The 15,510-nt window shown below is 64.3% G+C and carries 12 protein-coding genes; 3 read left to right on the top strand and 9 right to left on the bottom strand.

Features of this window, described 5'->3' with window-relative positions:
• Position 1: 1 nt before the first annotated feature.
• The 9 genes from ACKWRH_RS13190 to hpaR form a co-directional block, all read right to left on the bottom strand.
• Positions 2–3,274: a transglutaminase family protein gene (locus ACKWRH_RS13190; protein ID WP_445220892.1), complete on the bottom strand. Its 3,273-nt coding sequence runs from the start codon at positions 3,272–3,274 to the stop codon at positions 2–4.
• A 106-nt stretch (positions 3,275–3,380) separates the two neighbouring features.
• On the bottom strand, positions 3,381–4,904 hold the full coding sequence (locus ACKWRH_RS13185) for a UxaA family hydrolase (RefSeq protein ID WP_445220891.1): 1,524 nt from the start codon (positions 4,902–4,904) through the stop codon (positions 3,381–3,383).
• Positions 4,905–5,003: 99 nt separating this feature from the next.
• Complete coding sequence (locus ACKWRH_RS13180) at positions 5,004–5,780, bottom strand: HpcH/HpaI aldolase family protein (protein WP_028157190.1); 777 nt, start codon at positions 5,778–5,780, stop codon at positions 5,004–5,006.
• Between the two features lie 128 nt (positions 5,781–5,908).
• On the bottom strand, positions 5,909–6,994 hold the full coding sequence (locus ACKWRH_RS13175) for a malate/lactate/ureidoglycolate dehydrogenase (protein ID WP_445220890.1): 1,086 nt from the start codon (positions 6,992–6,994) through the stop codon (positions 5,909–5,911).
• A gap of 93 nt (positions 6,995–7,087) precedes the next feature.
• Entirely contained in the window at positions 7,088–7,816 is a 729-nt protein-coding gene (locus ACKWRH_RS13170) for an ABC transporter ATP-binding protein (RefSeq protein ID WP_445220889.1), read from the bottom strand.
• Complete coding sequence (locus ACKWRH_RS13165; RefSeq protein WP_445220888.1) at positions 7,816–9,597, bottom strand: branched-chain amino acid ABC transporter ATP-binding protein/permease; 1,782 nt, start codon at positions 9,595–9,597, stop codon at positions 7,816–7,818. Before ACKWRH_RS13165 ends, ACKWRH_RS13170 begins: the two co-directional genes overlap by 1 nt.
• Positions 9,594–10,466: a branched-chain amino acid ABC transporter permease gene (locus tag ACKWRH_RS13160; protein WP_445220887.1), complete on the bottom strand. Its 873-nt coding sequence runs from the start codon at positions 10,464–10,466 to the stop codon at positions 9,594–9,596. Before ACKWRH_RS13160 ends, ACKWRH_RS13165 begins: the two co-directional genes overlap by 4 nt.
• 83 nt (positions 10,467–10,549) lie before the next feature.
• Complete coding sequence (locus tag ACKWRH_RS13155) at positions 10,550–11,695, bottom strand: ABC transporter substrate-binding protein (protein ID WP_445220886.1); 1,146 nt, start codon at positions 11,693–11,695, stop codon at positions 10,550–10,552.
• Between the two features lie 307 nt (positions 11,696–12,002).
• Positions 12,003–12,518 carry a homoprotocatechuate degradation operon regulator HpaR gene (gene hpaR / locus ACKWRH_RS13150; protein ID WP_445220885.1) on the bottom strand — a complete coding sequence of 172 codons (516 nt, stop codon included), beginning with the start codon at positions 12,516–12,518 and terminating at the stop codon, positions 12,003–12,005.
• Positions 12,519–12,643: 125 nt separating this feature from the next.
• Here hpaR and hpaH point away from each other — a divergent pair, with 125 nt between their 5' ends.
• Genes hpaH through hpaE form a run of 3 tightly spaced genes read left to right on the top strand, consistent with a single transcriptional unit; the run spans position 12,644 to position 15,410 of the window.
• On the top strand, positions 12,644–13,450 hold the full coding sequence (gene hpaH, locus ACKWRH_RS13145; RefSeq protein WP_445220884.1) for a 2-oxo-hept-4-ene-1,7-dioate hydratase: 807 nt from the start codon (positions 12,644–12,646) through the stop codon (positions 13,448–13,450).
• Between the two features lie 30 nt (positions 13,451–13,480).
• Positions 13,481–13,879: a 5-carboxymethyl-2-hydroxymuconate Delta-isomerase gene (locus ACKWRH_RS13140; RefSeq protein ID WP_445220883.1), complete on the top strand. Its 399-nt coding sequence runs from the start codon at positions 13,481–13,483 to the stop codon at positions 13,877–13,879.
• On the top strand, positions 13,872–15,410 hold the full coding sequence (hpaE, locus tag ACKWRH_RS13135) for a 5-carboxymethyl-2-hydroxymuconate semialdehyde dehydrogenase (protein WP_445220882.1): 1,539 nt from the start codon (positions 13,872–13,874) through the stop codon (positions 15,408–15,410). Before ACKWRH_RS13140 ends, hpaE begins: the two co-directional genes overlap by 8 nt.
• Positions 15,411–15,510 lie beyond the last annotated feature (100 nt).

Genomic DNA, 15,510 nt, shown 5'->3' with positions numbered 1-15,510 from the left:
CTCATTGCAGGAGCGGGGTCCGCAAGTCGAGGGTCAGCGGAAACTCATTTGTGCGTTCCTCGGGCGGGGGCTGCATCGGACCCGGCGTATGGCCGTGGTCCTGGAAGCGCGCCAGCCGCCGCGCCTCGGCCTCGTAGGTGTTGACGGGCTTGGTGTCGTAGCTGCGGCCGCCGGGATGGGCGACGTGATAGACGCAGCCGCCCAGCGAGCGCCCGTTCCAGGTGTCGATCAGGTCGAAGGTCAGGGGCGCGTGAACCGGGATGGTCGGGTGCAGGCCGGAGGCAGGCTGCCAGGCCTTGAAGCGGACGCCGGCCACGGCCTCCCCCGAGCGCCCGGTCGAGGTCATCGGCAGGCGGCGGCCGTTGCAGGTCACGACGTGGCGGCCCTCGACAAACCCCTCAGCCTTCACCTGAAGCCGTTCGACCGAACTGTCGACATAACGCACCGTGCCGCCGGCCGAGCCCTCCTCGCCGAGCACGTGCCAGGGCTCCAGCGCCTGCCGCAGCTCCAGCGTCACGCCGCCATGATGGATACGGCCGAAAGCGGGGAAGCGGAATTCGAGCTGGGCCAGATACCATTCCGGCTCAAAGGGATAGCCGGACTGCTTCAACTCAGAAAGCACGTCAAGAAAATCCTGCCAGATGAAGTGAGGCAGCATGAAGCGATCATGCAGCGCGGTGCCCCAGCGCACGAATTTGCCGGTCTGCGGCTCGCGCCAGAATTTTGCGATCAGCGCGCGGATCAGGAGCTGCTGCGCCAGCGACATGCGCGGGTCGGGCGGCATTTCGAGCGCGCGGAATTCGACGAGGCCGAGCCGGCCCGTGGTGCCATCGGGCGAATAGAGCTTGTCGATGCAGATCTCGGCGCGGTGGGTGTTGCCGGTGATGTCGACGAGCAGATGCCGGAACAGCCGGTCCACCAGCCACAGCGGCGTCTGGTAGCCCGGCGGCGGCACATGCGAGAGCGCGATCTCGAGCTCGTAGATGCTGTCGTGCCGCGCTTCGTCGATGCGCGGCGCCTGGCTGGTCGGGCCGATGAACAGCCCCGAGAAGAAATAGGACAGCGACGGATGCCGCTGCCAGTACAGCACGAGGCTCTTCAACAGATCGGGACGTCGCAGGAACGGCGAGTCCTGCGGACTGGAGCCGCCGACCACGACGTGATTGCCGCCACCGGTGCCGGTATGGCGGCCGTCGACCAGGAAGCGGTTGGCGCCGAGGCGTGTCTTGCCGGCGTCCTCATAGAGCCCGACGGTAATGTCGACCGCCTCGCGCCAGCTCTTCGCCGGCTGAATGTTGACCTCGATGACACCAGGGTCGGGCGTCACCTTGATCACCTCGATGCGCGGATCAAACGGCGGTGGATAGCCTTCGACATGAACCTGAATCTGCATCTCCTCGGCCGTCGCTTCGAGGGCCGCGATCATTTCGAGATAATCCTCGATCCGCTCGACCGGCGGCATGAAGGCGCAGAGCACGCCGTTGCGGACTTCGACCGACATCGCGGTGCGGACGGGGACGGAGGTGTTGAGATGCTCGGGCTCGACCTGCGGCGGCGGCGATTCCGGACGCGCCGGAAGGCTGAACACCGGCAGCTTGCCGCGGGCCTCCATCGGGTCCTGTTCGACGATGTAGGGATATTGGTTGGGCGGGATGTAGCCGAGCGAGCCGATCGGCAGGCGCAAACCCAGCGGTGAATCGCCCGGCATCAGGAACAGATGATTGCGCCGGAGTTGCCAGCGCTCGCTGCGCCAGCGCGGCGGCGCGTTCCAGCGCTGCACCGGCAGAACGAAACCGCGCGGCGTGTTGAGGCCCTCGTCGAACACGCGCGCCATGCGCGCGCGCGCCTCCGGATCGGATAATTTGGAGTCGGACGGATCGACGTTGACGGGAAGCTCGGCTTCCTTCTGGAGCCAGTAGGCAGTGTCCTCATAGGCCGGGATGATGTAGCCGGGATCGAGTCCGAGCCGCGCCGCCGCGCCCTCCACGAATGCCTGGGCGTCCTTGACCTCGGCGCGCCGTGGATTCTCGATCTTGGCGATCAGATCGGCATTCTTCCAGATCGGCACGCCGTCCTTGCGCCAGTACAAGCCGAAGGCCCAGCGCGGCAGGCTTTCGCCGGGATACCATTTGCCCTCGCCGAAATGCAGCAGGCCACCCGGCCCGAAGCGCTTGTGCAAGCGGCGGATCAGATCGTCAGCGAGCGCGCGCTTGGTCGGGCCGACGGCCTCGGAGTTCCATTCGGCCGCTTCGAGATCGTCGACCGAGACGAAGGTCGGCTCGCCGCCCATGGTGAGTCGGACATCCTGCGCGGCGAGATCGCCATCGACCTGCTCGCCGAGATCGTTGAGCCGCGTCCAGGATTCGTCGGAGAACGGTTTTGTGATGCGCGGCGCCTCGCGGATGCGCTTCACACTCATGTCGAACTCGAACTCGACTTCGGCAAATCCGGCACCGCCGGAGATCGGCGCGGCCGAACGATAATGCGGCGTGGCCGCAACCGGGATATGTCCCTCGCCCGCCAGCATGCCGGACGTCGCGTCAAATCCGATCCAGCCCGCACCCGGCAGATAGACCTCGGCCCAGGCATGCAGATCGGTGAAATCGCTCTCCACCTCCGGCGGTCCCTCGATCGGATCGATGTCGGGACGGATCTGGATGAGATAGCCGGAGACGAAACGGGCCGCGAGACCGAGATGACGGAAGGTCTGGATCAGGAGCCAGGCGGAGTCGCGGCACGATCCGGCGCCGGAGGAGAGCGTCTCCTCAGGCGTCTGCACGCCGGGCTCCATACGGATGATGTAACGGACGTGCTTCTGAAGCTCGCGATTGAGATCGACCAGGAAGTTGACGGTGTTCGGGGCTTCAGGCGGGATCGTGTCGAGAAATTTTGCGAACAGGCGATCGGGCTTGATGGTCTCGAGATACGGCGCGAGCTCGGTCTTCAAATCCTTCGAGTACTCGAACGGAAAGCTGTCGGCGTAGGGCTCGACGAAGAAGTCGAACGGGTTGACCACGGTCATCTGCGCCGTGAAGTCGACCTCGAATTTCAGCTCGGTCGTCTTCTCCGGAAACACGTAGCGCGCCAGCCAGTTGCCTTGCGGATCCTGCTGCCAGTTCACGAAATGATTGGCCGGAGTGACCTTGAGCGAATAGCTCAGGACCGGCGTGCGCGTATGCGGCGCCGGCCGCAGCCGGATGGTCTGCGGGCCAAGATCGATCGGGCGGTCGTATTTGTAGTGCGTGACGTGGTGTAATGCGACGTAGATCGACACGGGGTGCGGTGCTCCAGCAGCTTTTTTGAGCAGAACACCGGTGGTGACCTCGATCAAGCACTAACAACGGGCAGACCGTGCCTACGGCACGGGCTGCACGGTCACGCTACATCGTCGCCCCTAACACCCAGGGCGCAAACTCGGCGCCGCCGAAATCAAAGCTCTCGCTCTTGGTCGGCTGGCCCGACGCCGTCTTCAGGATGAGCTCGAAGATGCGCTGGCCACACTCCTGGACGCTCTCCTCGCCTTCGAGGATGGTGCCGCAATTGACGTCCATGTCCTCTTCCATGCGCTTGTACATGGGCGTGTTGGTGGCGAGCTTGATCGAGGGCGCCGGCTTGCAGCCGAACACGCTGCCGCGGCCGGTGGTGAAGCAGACCAGATTGGCGCCACCCGCCACCTGCCCGGTCGCCGCGACAGGGTCGTAGCCGGGCGTGTCCATGAAGACGAAACCTTTCTTGGTGATGGGCTCGGCGTAGCGCAGCACCTCGACGAGGTTGGTGGTGCCGGCCTTCGCCATCGCGCCGAGCGATTTCTCCAAAATGGTGGTGAGGCCGCCGGCCTTGTTGCCGGGGCTGGGATTGGCGTTCATCTCGGCGCCTTCGCGCTCGGTGTATTCGTCCCACCAGCGCATGAGATCGACCAGCTTCTCGCCGACCTCGCGGCTGACGGCGCGGCGCGTGAGCAGATGCTCGGCGCCATAGGTCTCCGGCGTCTCGGACAGGATCACGGTGCCGCCGTGACGGACGATGAGATCGCTGGCGGCCCCAAGCGCCGGGTTTGCGGATACGCCGGAATAACCGTCCGAGCCGCCGCATTGCAGGGCAACGGTCAATTCGCTCGCGGCGACAGTCTCGCGCTTCACCTTGTTGGCATCCGAAAGGGCTTCACGCACGAAGGCAATACCCGCTTCGACCGTCTTGCGGGTGCCGCCGACCTCCTGGATGTCCATCGCGCGGAGGCGGCCGGCGAGCTTCTGCTCTTCCATCAGCCCGCCGATCTGGTTCACCTCGCAGCCGAGGCCGAGCACGATCACGTGGGAGAAATTGACGTGACGCGCATAGCCGCCGAGCGTACGGCGGAGCAGCGCCAAGGGCTCGTTCTGCGTCATGCCGCAGCCGGTCTTGTGGGTCAGCGCGACCACGCCGTCGACATTGGGGAAGTCGGCGAGCGGATTGTCGCCGGTGAACGGATTCTTCTTGAAGACGTCGGCGACGAGGCTTGCGACATGCGCGCTGCAATTCACTGAGGTGAGGATGCCGATATAGTTGCGCGTGGCGACGCGACCGTCCGGGCGGCGGATGCCTTCGAAGGTCGCGGGCAGGTCGAAGTTCGGCGTCGGCTTGACGTCGGCGCAATAGGCGTAGTCCTTCGAGAAATCCCCCATGCCGCAATTCTGCACGTGCACGTGCTGGCCCGGCGCGATCGGCGTGGTCGCAAAGCCGATGATCTGGCCGTAGCGTATCACCGGCTCGCCCAATGCGATCGGCTTGATCGCGACCTTGTGGCCGGAGGGAATGCGCTCGACCGTGGTCACGCCGTCGGCAACCAAGGTTCCCGGCGGCAGGCTCGCGCGCGCGATCAGCACGCCATCATCGGGATGGAGGCGAATGACGGGGCTGATGGTCATGGCAGGTCTCCTTCGGAGGCGAATAGCGAGTGGTGAGTGGCGAATGGAAAAAGGGGAGCAGCACTATTCGCTACTCCCCATTCGCCATTCGCGAGTGTCTTAGGCCTTCCCAGCCGAATCCTTGCGGGTCGCGTTGACCTGCATCTTGGCGTAGGTCGTCATCAGGCCGACTTCGTTGGACAACGTCACCAGCTTGAAGCCCATGTTGATCGCACGCGCCGCGCCTTCCGCGCCGCTGCAATGGATGCCCGGGTTGAGACCGCGCTTGGCGCATTCCTTGATGATCTTGTCGTAGATCGCGAGGATCTCTGGCTCGGTGCGATCGAGCTTCGGCTCGAGGCCGTAGGAGAAGCCGAGATCGGACGGGCCGATATAGACGCCGTCGATGCCCTCGACGTCGAGGATCGCTTCCATGTTCTCGACCGCGGTCCTGGTCTCCATCATCGGCAGCAGGATGGTGTCGGCATTCGCGGTCTTCTGGTAGGAGCCCGCGGTGCCGTACATGCCGGCGCGGATCGGGCCGTTGGAGCGGACGCCCTGCGGCGGATACTTGGAATACGACACGAGGTTCTTGGCCTCCTGCGCCGTGTTGACCATCGGGCAGATCACGCCATAGGCGCCGCCGTCGAGCACCTTGCCGATGATGCCGGGCTCGTTCCAGGGCACGCGGACCATCGGGGTCACGGGATGCTTATCCATCGCCTGGAAGCACTGCACCATCGAGAGATAGTCCTGCACGCCGTGCTGCATGTCGACGGTGACGCTGTCGAAGCCGCATTGCGCGATCATCTCGGCCGAGAAGCCGGAGGGAATCGCGAGCCACGCGTTGACCACGGCCTTGCCCGACTTCCAGATTTCCTTGACCTTGTTCGCCACGTTGCCTTCCTTCTTTTGTTGCTTGGACCGTTGTTTGGACCTTCGTCACCATGACGAGCGCCGCGACAGCACGGCTCTGCTGTTACCGCGAACCGGGGCTCCGCGCTACGCTCGCAATGACGCAAGACCTATGCGGTCGCCCGCTGGATGCTGACTTCGCTGACACCGACCTCGCGGGCGGTGTTCACTATCGCCGCCCAGGTGTCATCCGGCAAGGGGATGCCGTTCTTGGTGCGCTCGGCCCGGGTTTTCCGCTCGGGATCGCCCGGGATCAGCACCTGATCGACCCCCGCCATCGGCTTGGTGGCGCGGATGAAGTCGGTATAGCGCGACACCTCTGCATCGAACACATGGGAGGTATCGATCACCTTCGGATCGACATAGAACGCCAGCATGCCGTTGGCGAAGCGTCGCCCGCCCGATGTGGCCCCGGTTCCGGTCAGCGCGCCGCCGAGCAGCTCGCACATGAACGCAAGGCCCGAGCCCTTGTGATCGCCGAAGGCGCGGATGGCCCCCGTCCCCTTGGTGTGATCGCGCGGCCCTTCCGGCGTGAAGGGCCCGTAGAGCACAGTCGGGTTCTCGCTCAGGGTCCCGTCGGCATCGACCAGCGCGCCCTTCGGCAGCTTCTTGCCGCCGCGGCTTGCGACCAGCACCTTGCCTTCGGCGACGACCGAGGTGGCGAAATCCAGCACAATCGGATCCTGCCCCTCGCGCGGGATGCCGACGCAATAAGGCGCGGTGGAGAGCCGCTTCTCGACGCCGCCGAACGGCGCCACCAGCAGCGAGCCGGCGGCATTGACGAAATGCACGGAGACCAACCCTTCGGCGGCGGCCATCTCGGCCCAGTCACCGACGCGGCCGATATGGCCGGCATTGCGCAGCGCAACAGCGGCAAGGCCCGCCTTCTTGCATTTCTCGATGCCGATCCGGACCGCCTGCGGCGTCACGGTCTGGCCGTAGCCGAACTTGCCGTCGACCACCGCGAGCGAAGGCTTGTCGACAACCACCTCTGCGGTCTGGTTCGGGACCACGAAACCGGTCTTCAGCCAGCGGATATAGACGGGCACGCGGATCACGCCGTGGCTGTCATGGCCGGTGAGATTGGCCGTGGTGAGATAGGTCGCGATCCGCTTCGCCTCCTCCGGCGAGGAGTCCGCGTGACCGAACACCTCGCCGACGAAGTCGATGAGGTTCTGGACCTGGATCGTGACCATGGACAAACTCCCCGGTTATTGTTTGGGCATGATCTTCTCGAAAAACCGCTGCACACTTTGCGCTAACGCGGCCCTCCGGGTCCGGACCATGCCCTAAGCACTCACCTTGGCATGGCCGCCGAGATAGGCGGCGCGGATCGCTTCGTTGCCCCAGAGCTCGTCGGGCTTGCCGCCGAGCACGATGCGGCCGGTTTCGAGCACATAGCCGTAGTCGGCCACAGACAGGCCCATGCGCGCATTCTGCTCGACGAGCAGCACCGTCGTGTTGCGCCGGATCTCCGAGATGATCTTGAACACGGCCTGCACGATGACGGGCGCAAGACCAAGGGAGGGCTCGTCGAGCAACAACAGCCGCGGCTTGGCCATCAAGCCGCGCGCGACCGCCACCATCTGCAACTGGCCGCCGGACAGCGTCCAGCCGAGCGCGTTGGTGAACTTCCGGATGTCGGGGAACAGGTCGAACATCGCGTCCGCCTCCCGCGATATCTCCGAGGTCGGCGCCCGGCGATTGGACGCGCCGAGCATGATGTTCTCTTTCACGGTGAGACCCGGGAATACCCTGCGGCCTTCCGGCACGTGCGAGATGCCCATGCGGACGATCGCTTCCGGACCAAGACCTCCGATCGAATTGCCGTCGAACAGGATGTCGCCGGAGGTCGGCTTGGCGAGGCCGGAGATGGCGCGCAAGGTCGTGGACTTGCCGGCGCCGTTGGCCCCGAGCAGCGTCACCACCTGCCCCTGCTCCACCGCGCAGGTCACCCCGCGCAGCGCTTCGATCTCGCCATAGCGCACCACCAGATTGCGGATTTCGAGCAACGGCATCATTCGCTCCCGAGATAGGCGGAGACGACGTCGGGATGACGCAGCACGGCCAGGGATTCGCCGTCCGCGATACGGCGTCCGAAGTTGAGCACGGTGATGTGCTGGGCCGCTTCCGAGACCAGCGTCATGTCGTGATCGATGATCAGGATGGTCAGGCCCTGCGCCGCGATGCGCTTGAGCAGCTCGTGTAGCTCCAGCTTCTCGGTCGAGTTGAGGCCGGCCGCGGGCTCGTCGAGCAGCAGCAGCGTCGGGTTCGACGCGAGCGCACGGGCAATCTCGATCAGCCGCTGATGGCCGTAGGAGAAGCTCGAGATCAGCTCGTTGGCGCGGCTGCCGAGCCCGACGAAGGTCAGCGCCTCCATCGCCCGCTCGGTCAGGGCGTCGTCGCCCTTCCCGACCATGGTGTTGCCGGGCCGCTCGGCGCCGATCTCGACATTCTCCAGCGCCGTCATCGAACGGAACAGGCGAATGTTCTGGAACGTGCGGCCGAGACCGGAAGCCGTGCGCTGATGCGGCGGCATGTGGGTGATGTCGGTGCCGTCGAGCACGATCCTGCCGGATGTCGCTTCATAGAGACCCGAGAGCACATTGAGCGTCGTGGTCTTGCCCGAGCCGTTCGGACCGATCAGCGCATGCACGCCGCCGCGCTTAACGGCGATGTCGACGCCGTCGACGGCCTTGAGGCCACCGAAATGCTTCGACAGGCCGGTGACTTCCAGCACCGTGTCGCCGCCGATCGTCGCCGGCTTCAATTGCAGGGCAGCCGCCGCCGGCGGCGCCTTGATCTTGGCGCGCCAGCGCGTGAAGGCGTCCGCGACAAAGCCCCAGATGCCGTCGGGCATGAAGCGGATGATCAGGATCACGAACAGGCCGTAGATTGCGAGATACAGGCCCGGCACGCTCTTGAGGAAGCGCAGCCATTCCGGGATCAGGATCAAGAGCCCCGTGCCGATGGCAGAACCGATCGGCGAGGCCACGCCGCCGAGCAGCGACATGGTCAGGAACACGATCGATTCCGCAAAGGAGAACTGATCGGGGCTGACATAGGCGAAGCCGCCGGCGAACAATCCGCCCGCGAGCCCGCCGAGCAGCGCGCAGAGCGCGAAGGCGTAGATCTTGGTGCGGAAGACGTCGATGCCGTTGACGCCGGCCGCAAGAAGCTCGTTGTCGCGCACCGCGCGCATGGCGCGGCCGAGTTTTGTATCCGCGAGATGCCAGACCAGGTAGCCGACGATCGCCAGCATCGCGACGCAGAAGGCGAGATAGCTCTGCGACGACTGGAACAGCTCGGGCCGCTTGATGTTGGGGACGCCGTCCGGGCCGCGCGTCAGCCAGATCGCGTTGATCATCACCAGCGTAACGATCTGCTGGAACGAGATCGTCACCATCGCAAGATAATGACCGCCGAGCCGCAGCGTGGACATGCCCAGGAACGCGCCGGCGAGCAGCGAGATCAGGCAGCCGCCGACGAGGCACACCCAGAAGCTGACCTGCAGGTCCGTCGTGCCGATGCCGACCGCATAGGCGCCGAGGCCGAAGAACGCGGCCTGCGCCAGATTGATCTGGCCGCACAGGCCGAGCACGACCGAGAGGCCGAACACCGCGATCGAGAACGTGGTGGCCTGCAGCAGGATGTTGTGAACGTATCCGTCGAAGCGCATGGTCGCGGCGAGCCAGACCAGGATCGCCGCGCCGATGAAGTACGGCAGGTGCCGGATCACGAGCGGTTTCGAATGGATGGCGGGCGCCGGAATCGGCATGTTGTCGCTGGGAGCGCTCATGCCTTTTCCGCCACGCGTTCGCCGAAGATGCCCTGCGGCCGGAAGATCAGGAAGGCGATCAGCACCAGGAAGGCGAAGCCGTCCTTATAGGGCACCGAGATATAGGCTGCACCGAAGGTTTCGATGACCCCAAGCGAGAGCCCGCCGATGATGGCGCCGGCAACGTCGCCGAAGCCGCCGATGATGGTGGCCGCGAACGCCTTCAGCGCGATCGTCGAGCCCATCTGGATCGAGACGAACAGCACCGGTGCGACGAGGATGCCGGCAAGACCGCCGAGCACCGCCGAATAGATGAAGGTGATCATGATCATGGTGGAGACGGAAATGCCGAGCAGCGAGGCCATTTCCTTGTCCTGCGAGGTCGCCTGCAGCTTCTTGCCGAGCAGCGTCTTCTCGAAGAACCAGAAATTGAAGATCACGAGACAGATCGTGACGCCGATGATCAGCAGATACTGGCTGTCGAGATAGACCGGGCCGACCTGAATGCCGGGCGTCTCGAACCAGCCTTCCAGCACCTGCGGCTGCGGACCGTAAATCGCGAGCACGGAATTGGCGAGCAGGATCGAGGCGCCGATAGTGGCGATGATCACGGGCAGATAGGTGCGGTGGCGCAGCGGATAATAGACGCCGAGATTGAAGATGATTCCGAGCAGCGCCATGCCGAGCAGCGCGACGATGAAGGCCGCCCAATAGGGCAGACCGGCCTCGACCGCGACGACCATCAGATAGGCCGCGACCATGGAGAATTCGCCCTGGGCAAAATTCACCACATTGGTGGCACGGAAGATCAGCACGAAGCCGAGCGCGACGAGCGCGTAGACGGCGCCGATACCGATGCCGGTAAAAAGGAGTTGTAGGGCGAGATCCATGACAAGCTTCTGTTGGAGGTCAGATTCGTCCAATGAAAGACGTTTCGACCTCCCCGACCGGAATCAGGGAGGCCGCTTCAACGTCAGTCGTTGAACTCGATGTGCTTGTCGAAGACGATCTTGCCCTTGTCGTTCTTCACGATGTTGTAGCCGTGGAGACCGTCGCCGTTCTGGTCGAAATTGTATTCGCCCTCGGCGCCCGGGAACTTCTTGATCGCGAGGATGGCTTCGCGGACCTTGGCCGGATCGGTCGTGCCGGCCTTGTTGATGCCCTGCGCCAGCACGTTGATCGCGTCGAAGGTCCAGGAGCTCTGGTTGTCGGGCGCGACCTTGACCGCGTCGCGGTAGATCTTGCCGAACGCCTTCGAGCCTTCGCTGGAATCCTCGGCATAGTCCGCCACGCCATACGTGTTGTAGAGCGCGGGACCTGCAAGCTTCAGCGCCGTGATGTTGACGATCGAGGGCGAGCCGACCCACGGGATGTTGACGCCGAGCTGACGGAGCTGGCGGGCGAAGATGCCGAGATCGTTCTCGAAGGTGAAGTAGGAACCGAGGATGTCGGCGCCGGACTGCTTGATCGCGAGCACGACCGGGGTGAAGTCCTGGCTCTGGTTGGCATAGCCTTGATCGAGCACCGGCGGCGCGCCGAGCTTTTCGAGCGCGGCGGTCAGCGCCTTGCCGCCCGCGGTGCCGAACGCATCGGTCGAGTGCAGCACGGCCCATTTCTTCTTGGCCAGCGTGGTGACGCCATATTCGGCGATCACGCGGCCGGAATAGCTGTCGTTCGGACGGCAGCGGAACAGCCACTGATTGCCCATATGGGTGAGGTTCGGATCGGTACCGCCGATCATCACGGGCTTGCCGAGCTTGGTGACGTCGGGCGCCATCGCATGGACCTGGGTCGAACGAATCGAGCCAAGGAACCCGACGATGTCGGACTGCGCAGCGAGTTTCGAGAATGCGAGCACGATGCCGGGATTGGTGGTCTGGTCGTCCTCGACGATCAATTCGCCCTGTTTTCCCAGGATACCGCCGGCCTTGTTCACGGCTTCGAGCGCGAGCCTGGCGCCCTTGACGGCGTAGCCACCGGATTCAGCGGCGGGACCGGTGACGGGCGCGCACATGCCGATCTTGATGGTGGCGCCTTGCGCATGCGCGCTCTTGATGAGGTATGGCGCGGCAATGCCGGCAGCAATTCCGGCTGCGAAGTCGCGTCTCGTCAGTCTCATTCATTCCTCCCTGGGGCCGGGCATCCTTGTCGGCCCTTCTTTGTCTTGGCTCTATGTCTTGGCTCTATCGCTGAATACAGAACCGGATGCTACTTACGAATTCTGCCGATACGAGTAAATTGATATTGCGCCAACATCGACTAACTGCGCACAGCGCGCACCCAATAGTGATCAACACCCGCGACGGCTGTCTATTCTCAGCGATTTCTCACGGCATTTTCACGCATTTCGCGACGATCGCGCTGCCCACGCGTTATGCAATGATGACAGTCATGCGTAGTTGGAAAGTGATCATGCAAATTTGCCGTTACGCTTCATCCGTGACGTCGCTCGCGTCCGTGGAAGCGAGACACGATTCCAACTGACCGAGCATCTCCTGCAACTCGGCGAGCTTGCGCGCGCCGAAGCGTTGCGTGATCTCGGCGTAGATCGCTTCCGAGGATGGGGCCACCAAGGCCATCAGCTTCACGCCCTCTTTCGAGATCGAGACCATGCTGCGGCGCTGGTCCGCCTTCGCGGTCTTACGCTCGATCAGATTGCGCGCCTCGAGATCGCGCAGGATGCGCGACAGGCTCGGGCCGAGGAGAAAGGCCGTGCGCGCGAGCTCTGTCACCTCCGCGGCCTCGATGGCTGCCAGTGCCCGGAGGATGCGCCATTGCTGCTCGGTCAGGCCGTGCTCGCGCAGCTTGGGACGAAATTGCCGCATCACCGCTTCACGCGCCCTGAGCAGCGACATCGGCAGCGAGCGCGAGAAGTCGCGCATCGGCACCTGCCGTGCGGCGGGCTCACTTCCGTTCGCGGGATCAGCCGGTCTCTTCGCCATGTCGTCCTTTCAAAGCCGCCCTTTCAAGCCGCAAAATGTTTGCAGTGCAGCAAGCCCAAATTCTGTTTGACGCATTCACTTAACATGTTAAGTATCTCCGGGCACCACGATTTGTAAGATCACAGATGGCGCTTTCCAACGACGATATCCAAGCTTGTGCGAACCGTCTGCATCAGGCGGAGAAGACCCGCACCCAGATCCGGCAGCTCTCGCAGGATTTTCCAGGCATTACCATCGCTGACGCCTACGCGATTCAGAAAGCCTGGGTCGACCTCAAGCTCGCGGAGGGCCGGACCGTCAAGGGCCACAAGATCGGCTTGACCTCGAAGGCGATGCAGAGCGCGCTCAATATCGACGAGCCGGATTCCGGCGTGCTGCTCGACGACATGTTCTTTGCCGATGGCGGCCTCGTCCCGACCGGGCGCTTCATCGCCACGCGCGTCGAGGCCGAGCTCGCCTTCGTCATGAGCAGGCGCCTCGCGGGGCCGGACTGCACGATGTTCGACGTGCTCAACGCCACCGATTTCGTCGTGCCGGCGCTTGAGATCCTGGACACGCGCATCGAACGTGTCGACCCCAGCACCAAGGCGACGCGAAAAATCTTCGACACCATCGCCGACAACGCGGCGAATGCCGGCATCGTGCTCGGCGGACGGCCGATCCGCCCGCTGGACGCCGACCTGCGCTGGATCGGCGCGCTCTGCTTCAAGAACGGCCAGCTCGAGGAAACGGGCCTGGCCGCCGGCGTGCTCAATCATCCAGCGACCGCCGTGGCCTGGCTCGCCAACAAGATCGCGCCGCTCGGCCTTGCGCTGGAGCCCGGGCAGGTCGTGCTTGCCGGCTCCTTCATCCGTCCGATCGAGACCCGCAAGGGCGACACAATTCAGGCCGATTATGGCGCCTACGGCTCGGTGAGCTGCTACTTCGCTTAGGCGAACAAAAAAACAGGGAGTGAAACCGCGATGCCGCATTTCACCATCGAATATTCGGCCAATCTCGACGGCCGCCTCGACATCGGCGCGGTCTGCGAGGTGGTGCGGAATGCGGCGGTCGAGACCGGCATCTTCCCACTCGGCGGCATCCGCGTCCGCGCCATTAGATGCGAGCGCTATGCGATCGCGGACGCGCGGCAGGACTACGGCTTCCTCGACATGGTGCTGCGCATCGGCGAAGGCCGCGACCTTCCCACGCGCCAGAAAGCCGGCGAGCACGTCTTCCAGGCGCTTTCAAAACATCTCGATCCCGTCTTCGCCGCCAGCAAGTTCGCCCTGTCGTTCGACATGCAGATCAACGACAAGGACACCAGCTGGAAGCGCAACAACATCCACGACGCCCTGAAAGTGGAGGCTGCCCATGGATAAGCCCACGCCGAAAGCCGATGTGTTCCAGGCCAATCGCGACCGCGCAGCACCGCTGCTGAAGAAGCTGCGGGCCGACGGCATCGGCCACATGATCGACGGCAAGATCGTCCCCTCGATCTCCGGTGAGACATTCGAGACGAAGTCGCCGGTCGATGGCGCCGTGCTTGCAAGCGTCGCCCGCGGCACCGCCGAGGACATCGACGCCGCGGCCACCGCCGCTGCGCTGGCCTTCAAGTCCTGGCGCGACATGGGGCCGGCGATGCGGAAGAAGCTGCTGCACCGCGTCGCCGACGCGATCGAGGACAATGCCGACGACATCGCCGTGCTCGAATGCATCGACACCGGCCAGGCCTATCGCTTCATGGCCAAGGCCGCGATCCGCGCCGCCGAGAATTTTCGCTTCTTCGCCGACAAATGCGCCGAGGCGCGCGATGGCCAGAACACGCCGAGCGACGAGCACTGGAATATCTCGACCCGCGTGCCGATCGGCCCGGTCGGCGTGATCACGCCGTGGAACACGCCGTTCATGCTTTCGACCTGGAAGATCGCACCGGCGCTGGCCGCGGGCTGCACCGTCGTGCACAAGCCGGCCGAATGGTCGCCGGTGACGGCCGCGATTCTGGCAAGGCTCGTCAAGGAAGCCGGCGTTCCCGACGGCGTGCTCAACACCGTACACGGTTTTGGCGAGGAGGCCGGCAAGGCCCTGACCGAGCATCCCGCCATCAAGGCGATCGGCTTCGTCGGCGAAAGCGCGACGGGATCGGCGATCATGGTCCAGGGCGCGCCGACCTTGAAGCGCGTGCATTTCGAGCTCGGCGGCAAGAACCCGGTGATCGTGTTCGACGACGCCGATCTCGACCGCGCGCTCGATGCCGTCGTGTTCATGATCTACTCCCTCAACGGCGAGCGCTGCACGTCGTCGAGCCGTCTGCTGATCCAGCAAGACATTGCCGAGACATTCATCGAGAAGCTGACCGCGCGCGTGAAGGCACTCAAGGTCGGCCATCCGCTCGATCCCGCCACCGAGATCGGGCCGCTGATCCACGAGCGGCACCTCGCAAAAGTCTGCTCCTATTTCGACGTCGCGCGGCAGGATGGTGCTGTGATCGCCGTCGGCGGCAAGACCTATGACGGCCCGGGCGGCGGGCATTATGTCGAGCCGACCTTGGTGACCGGCGCGAACGGCAAGATGCGCGTGGCGCAGGAGGAGGTGTTCGGTCCGTTCCTCACCGTGCTGCCTTTCCGTGACGAAGCCGATGCGATCGAGATCGCCAACGACATCCGCTACGGCCTGACCGGCTATGTCTGGACCAACGACGTTGGCCGCGCACTGCGCGTTGCCGACGCGCTGGAGGCCGGCATGATCTGGCTGAACTCGGAAAACGTCCGCCATCTGCCGACGCCGTTCGGCGGCATGAAGGCCTCAGGCATCGGCCGCGACGGCGGCGACTACTCGTTCGACTTCTACATGGAAACCAAGCACGTCTCGCTGGCGCGGGGCACGCACAAGATTCAGAAATTGGGAATTTAGGGACAGTGTCATTCCGGGGCGGCGCGAAGCGTCGAGCCCGGAATCCAAATCCACCAGCCGGGGTTATGGATCCCGGGCCTGGCCCTTCGGGCCATCCCGG

It is taken from the genome of Bradyrhizobium sp. Pa8, assembly GCF_052588265.1.
Note: the sequence above shows the minus strand (reverse complement) of the source record. Positions and strands in the feature narration are given on the sequence as shown.

Bases quoted from the DNA above. Each gene is read 5' to 3' on its own strand.
- ACKWRH_RS13185 (WP_445220891.1), bottom strand. From the start codon at position 4,904: ATGACCATCAGCCCCGTCATTCGCCTCCATCCCGATGATGGCGTGCTG.
- ACKWRH_RS13175 (WP_445220890.1), bottom strand. From the start codon at position 6,994: ATGGTCACGATCCAGGTCCAGAACCTCATCGACTTCGTCGGCGAGGTG.
- ACKWRH_RS13170 (WP_445220889.1), bottom strand. From the start codon at position 7,816: ATGCCGTTGCTCGAAATCCGCAATCTGGTGGTGCGCTATGGCGAGATC.
- ACKWRH_RS13165 (WP_445220888.1), bottom strand. From the start codon at position 9,597: ATGAGCGCTCCCAGCGACAACATGCCGATTCCGGCGCCCGCCATCCAT.
- ACKWRH_RS13160 (WP_445220887.1), bottom strand. From the start codon at position 10,466: ATGGATCTCGCCCTACAACTCCTTTTTACCGGCATCGGTATCGGCGCC.
- ACKWRH_RS13155 (WP_445220886.1), bottom strand. From the start codon at position 11,695: ATGAGACTGACGAGACGCGACTTCGCAGCCGGAATTGCTGCCGGCATT.
- hpaR (WP_445220885.1), bottom strand. From the start codon at position 12,518: ATGGCGAAGAGACCGGCTGATCCCGCGAACGGAAGTGAGCCCGCCGCA.
- hpaH (WP_445220884.1), top strand. From the start codon at position 12,644: ATGGCGCTTTCCAACGACGATATCCAAGCTTGTGCGAACCGTCTGCAT.
- ACKWRH_RS13140 (WP_445220883.1), top strand. From the start codon at position 13,481: ATGCCGCATTTCACCATCGAATATTCGGCCAATCTCGACGGCCGCCTC.
- hpaE (WP_445220882.1), top strand. From the start codon at position 13,872: ATGGATAAGCCCACGCCGAAAGCCGATGTGTTCCAGGCCAATCGCGAC.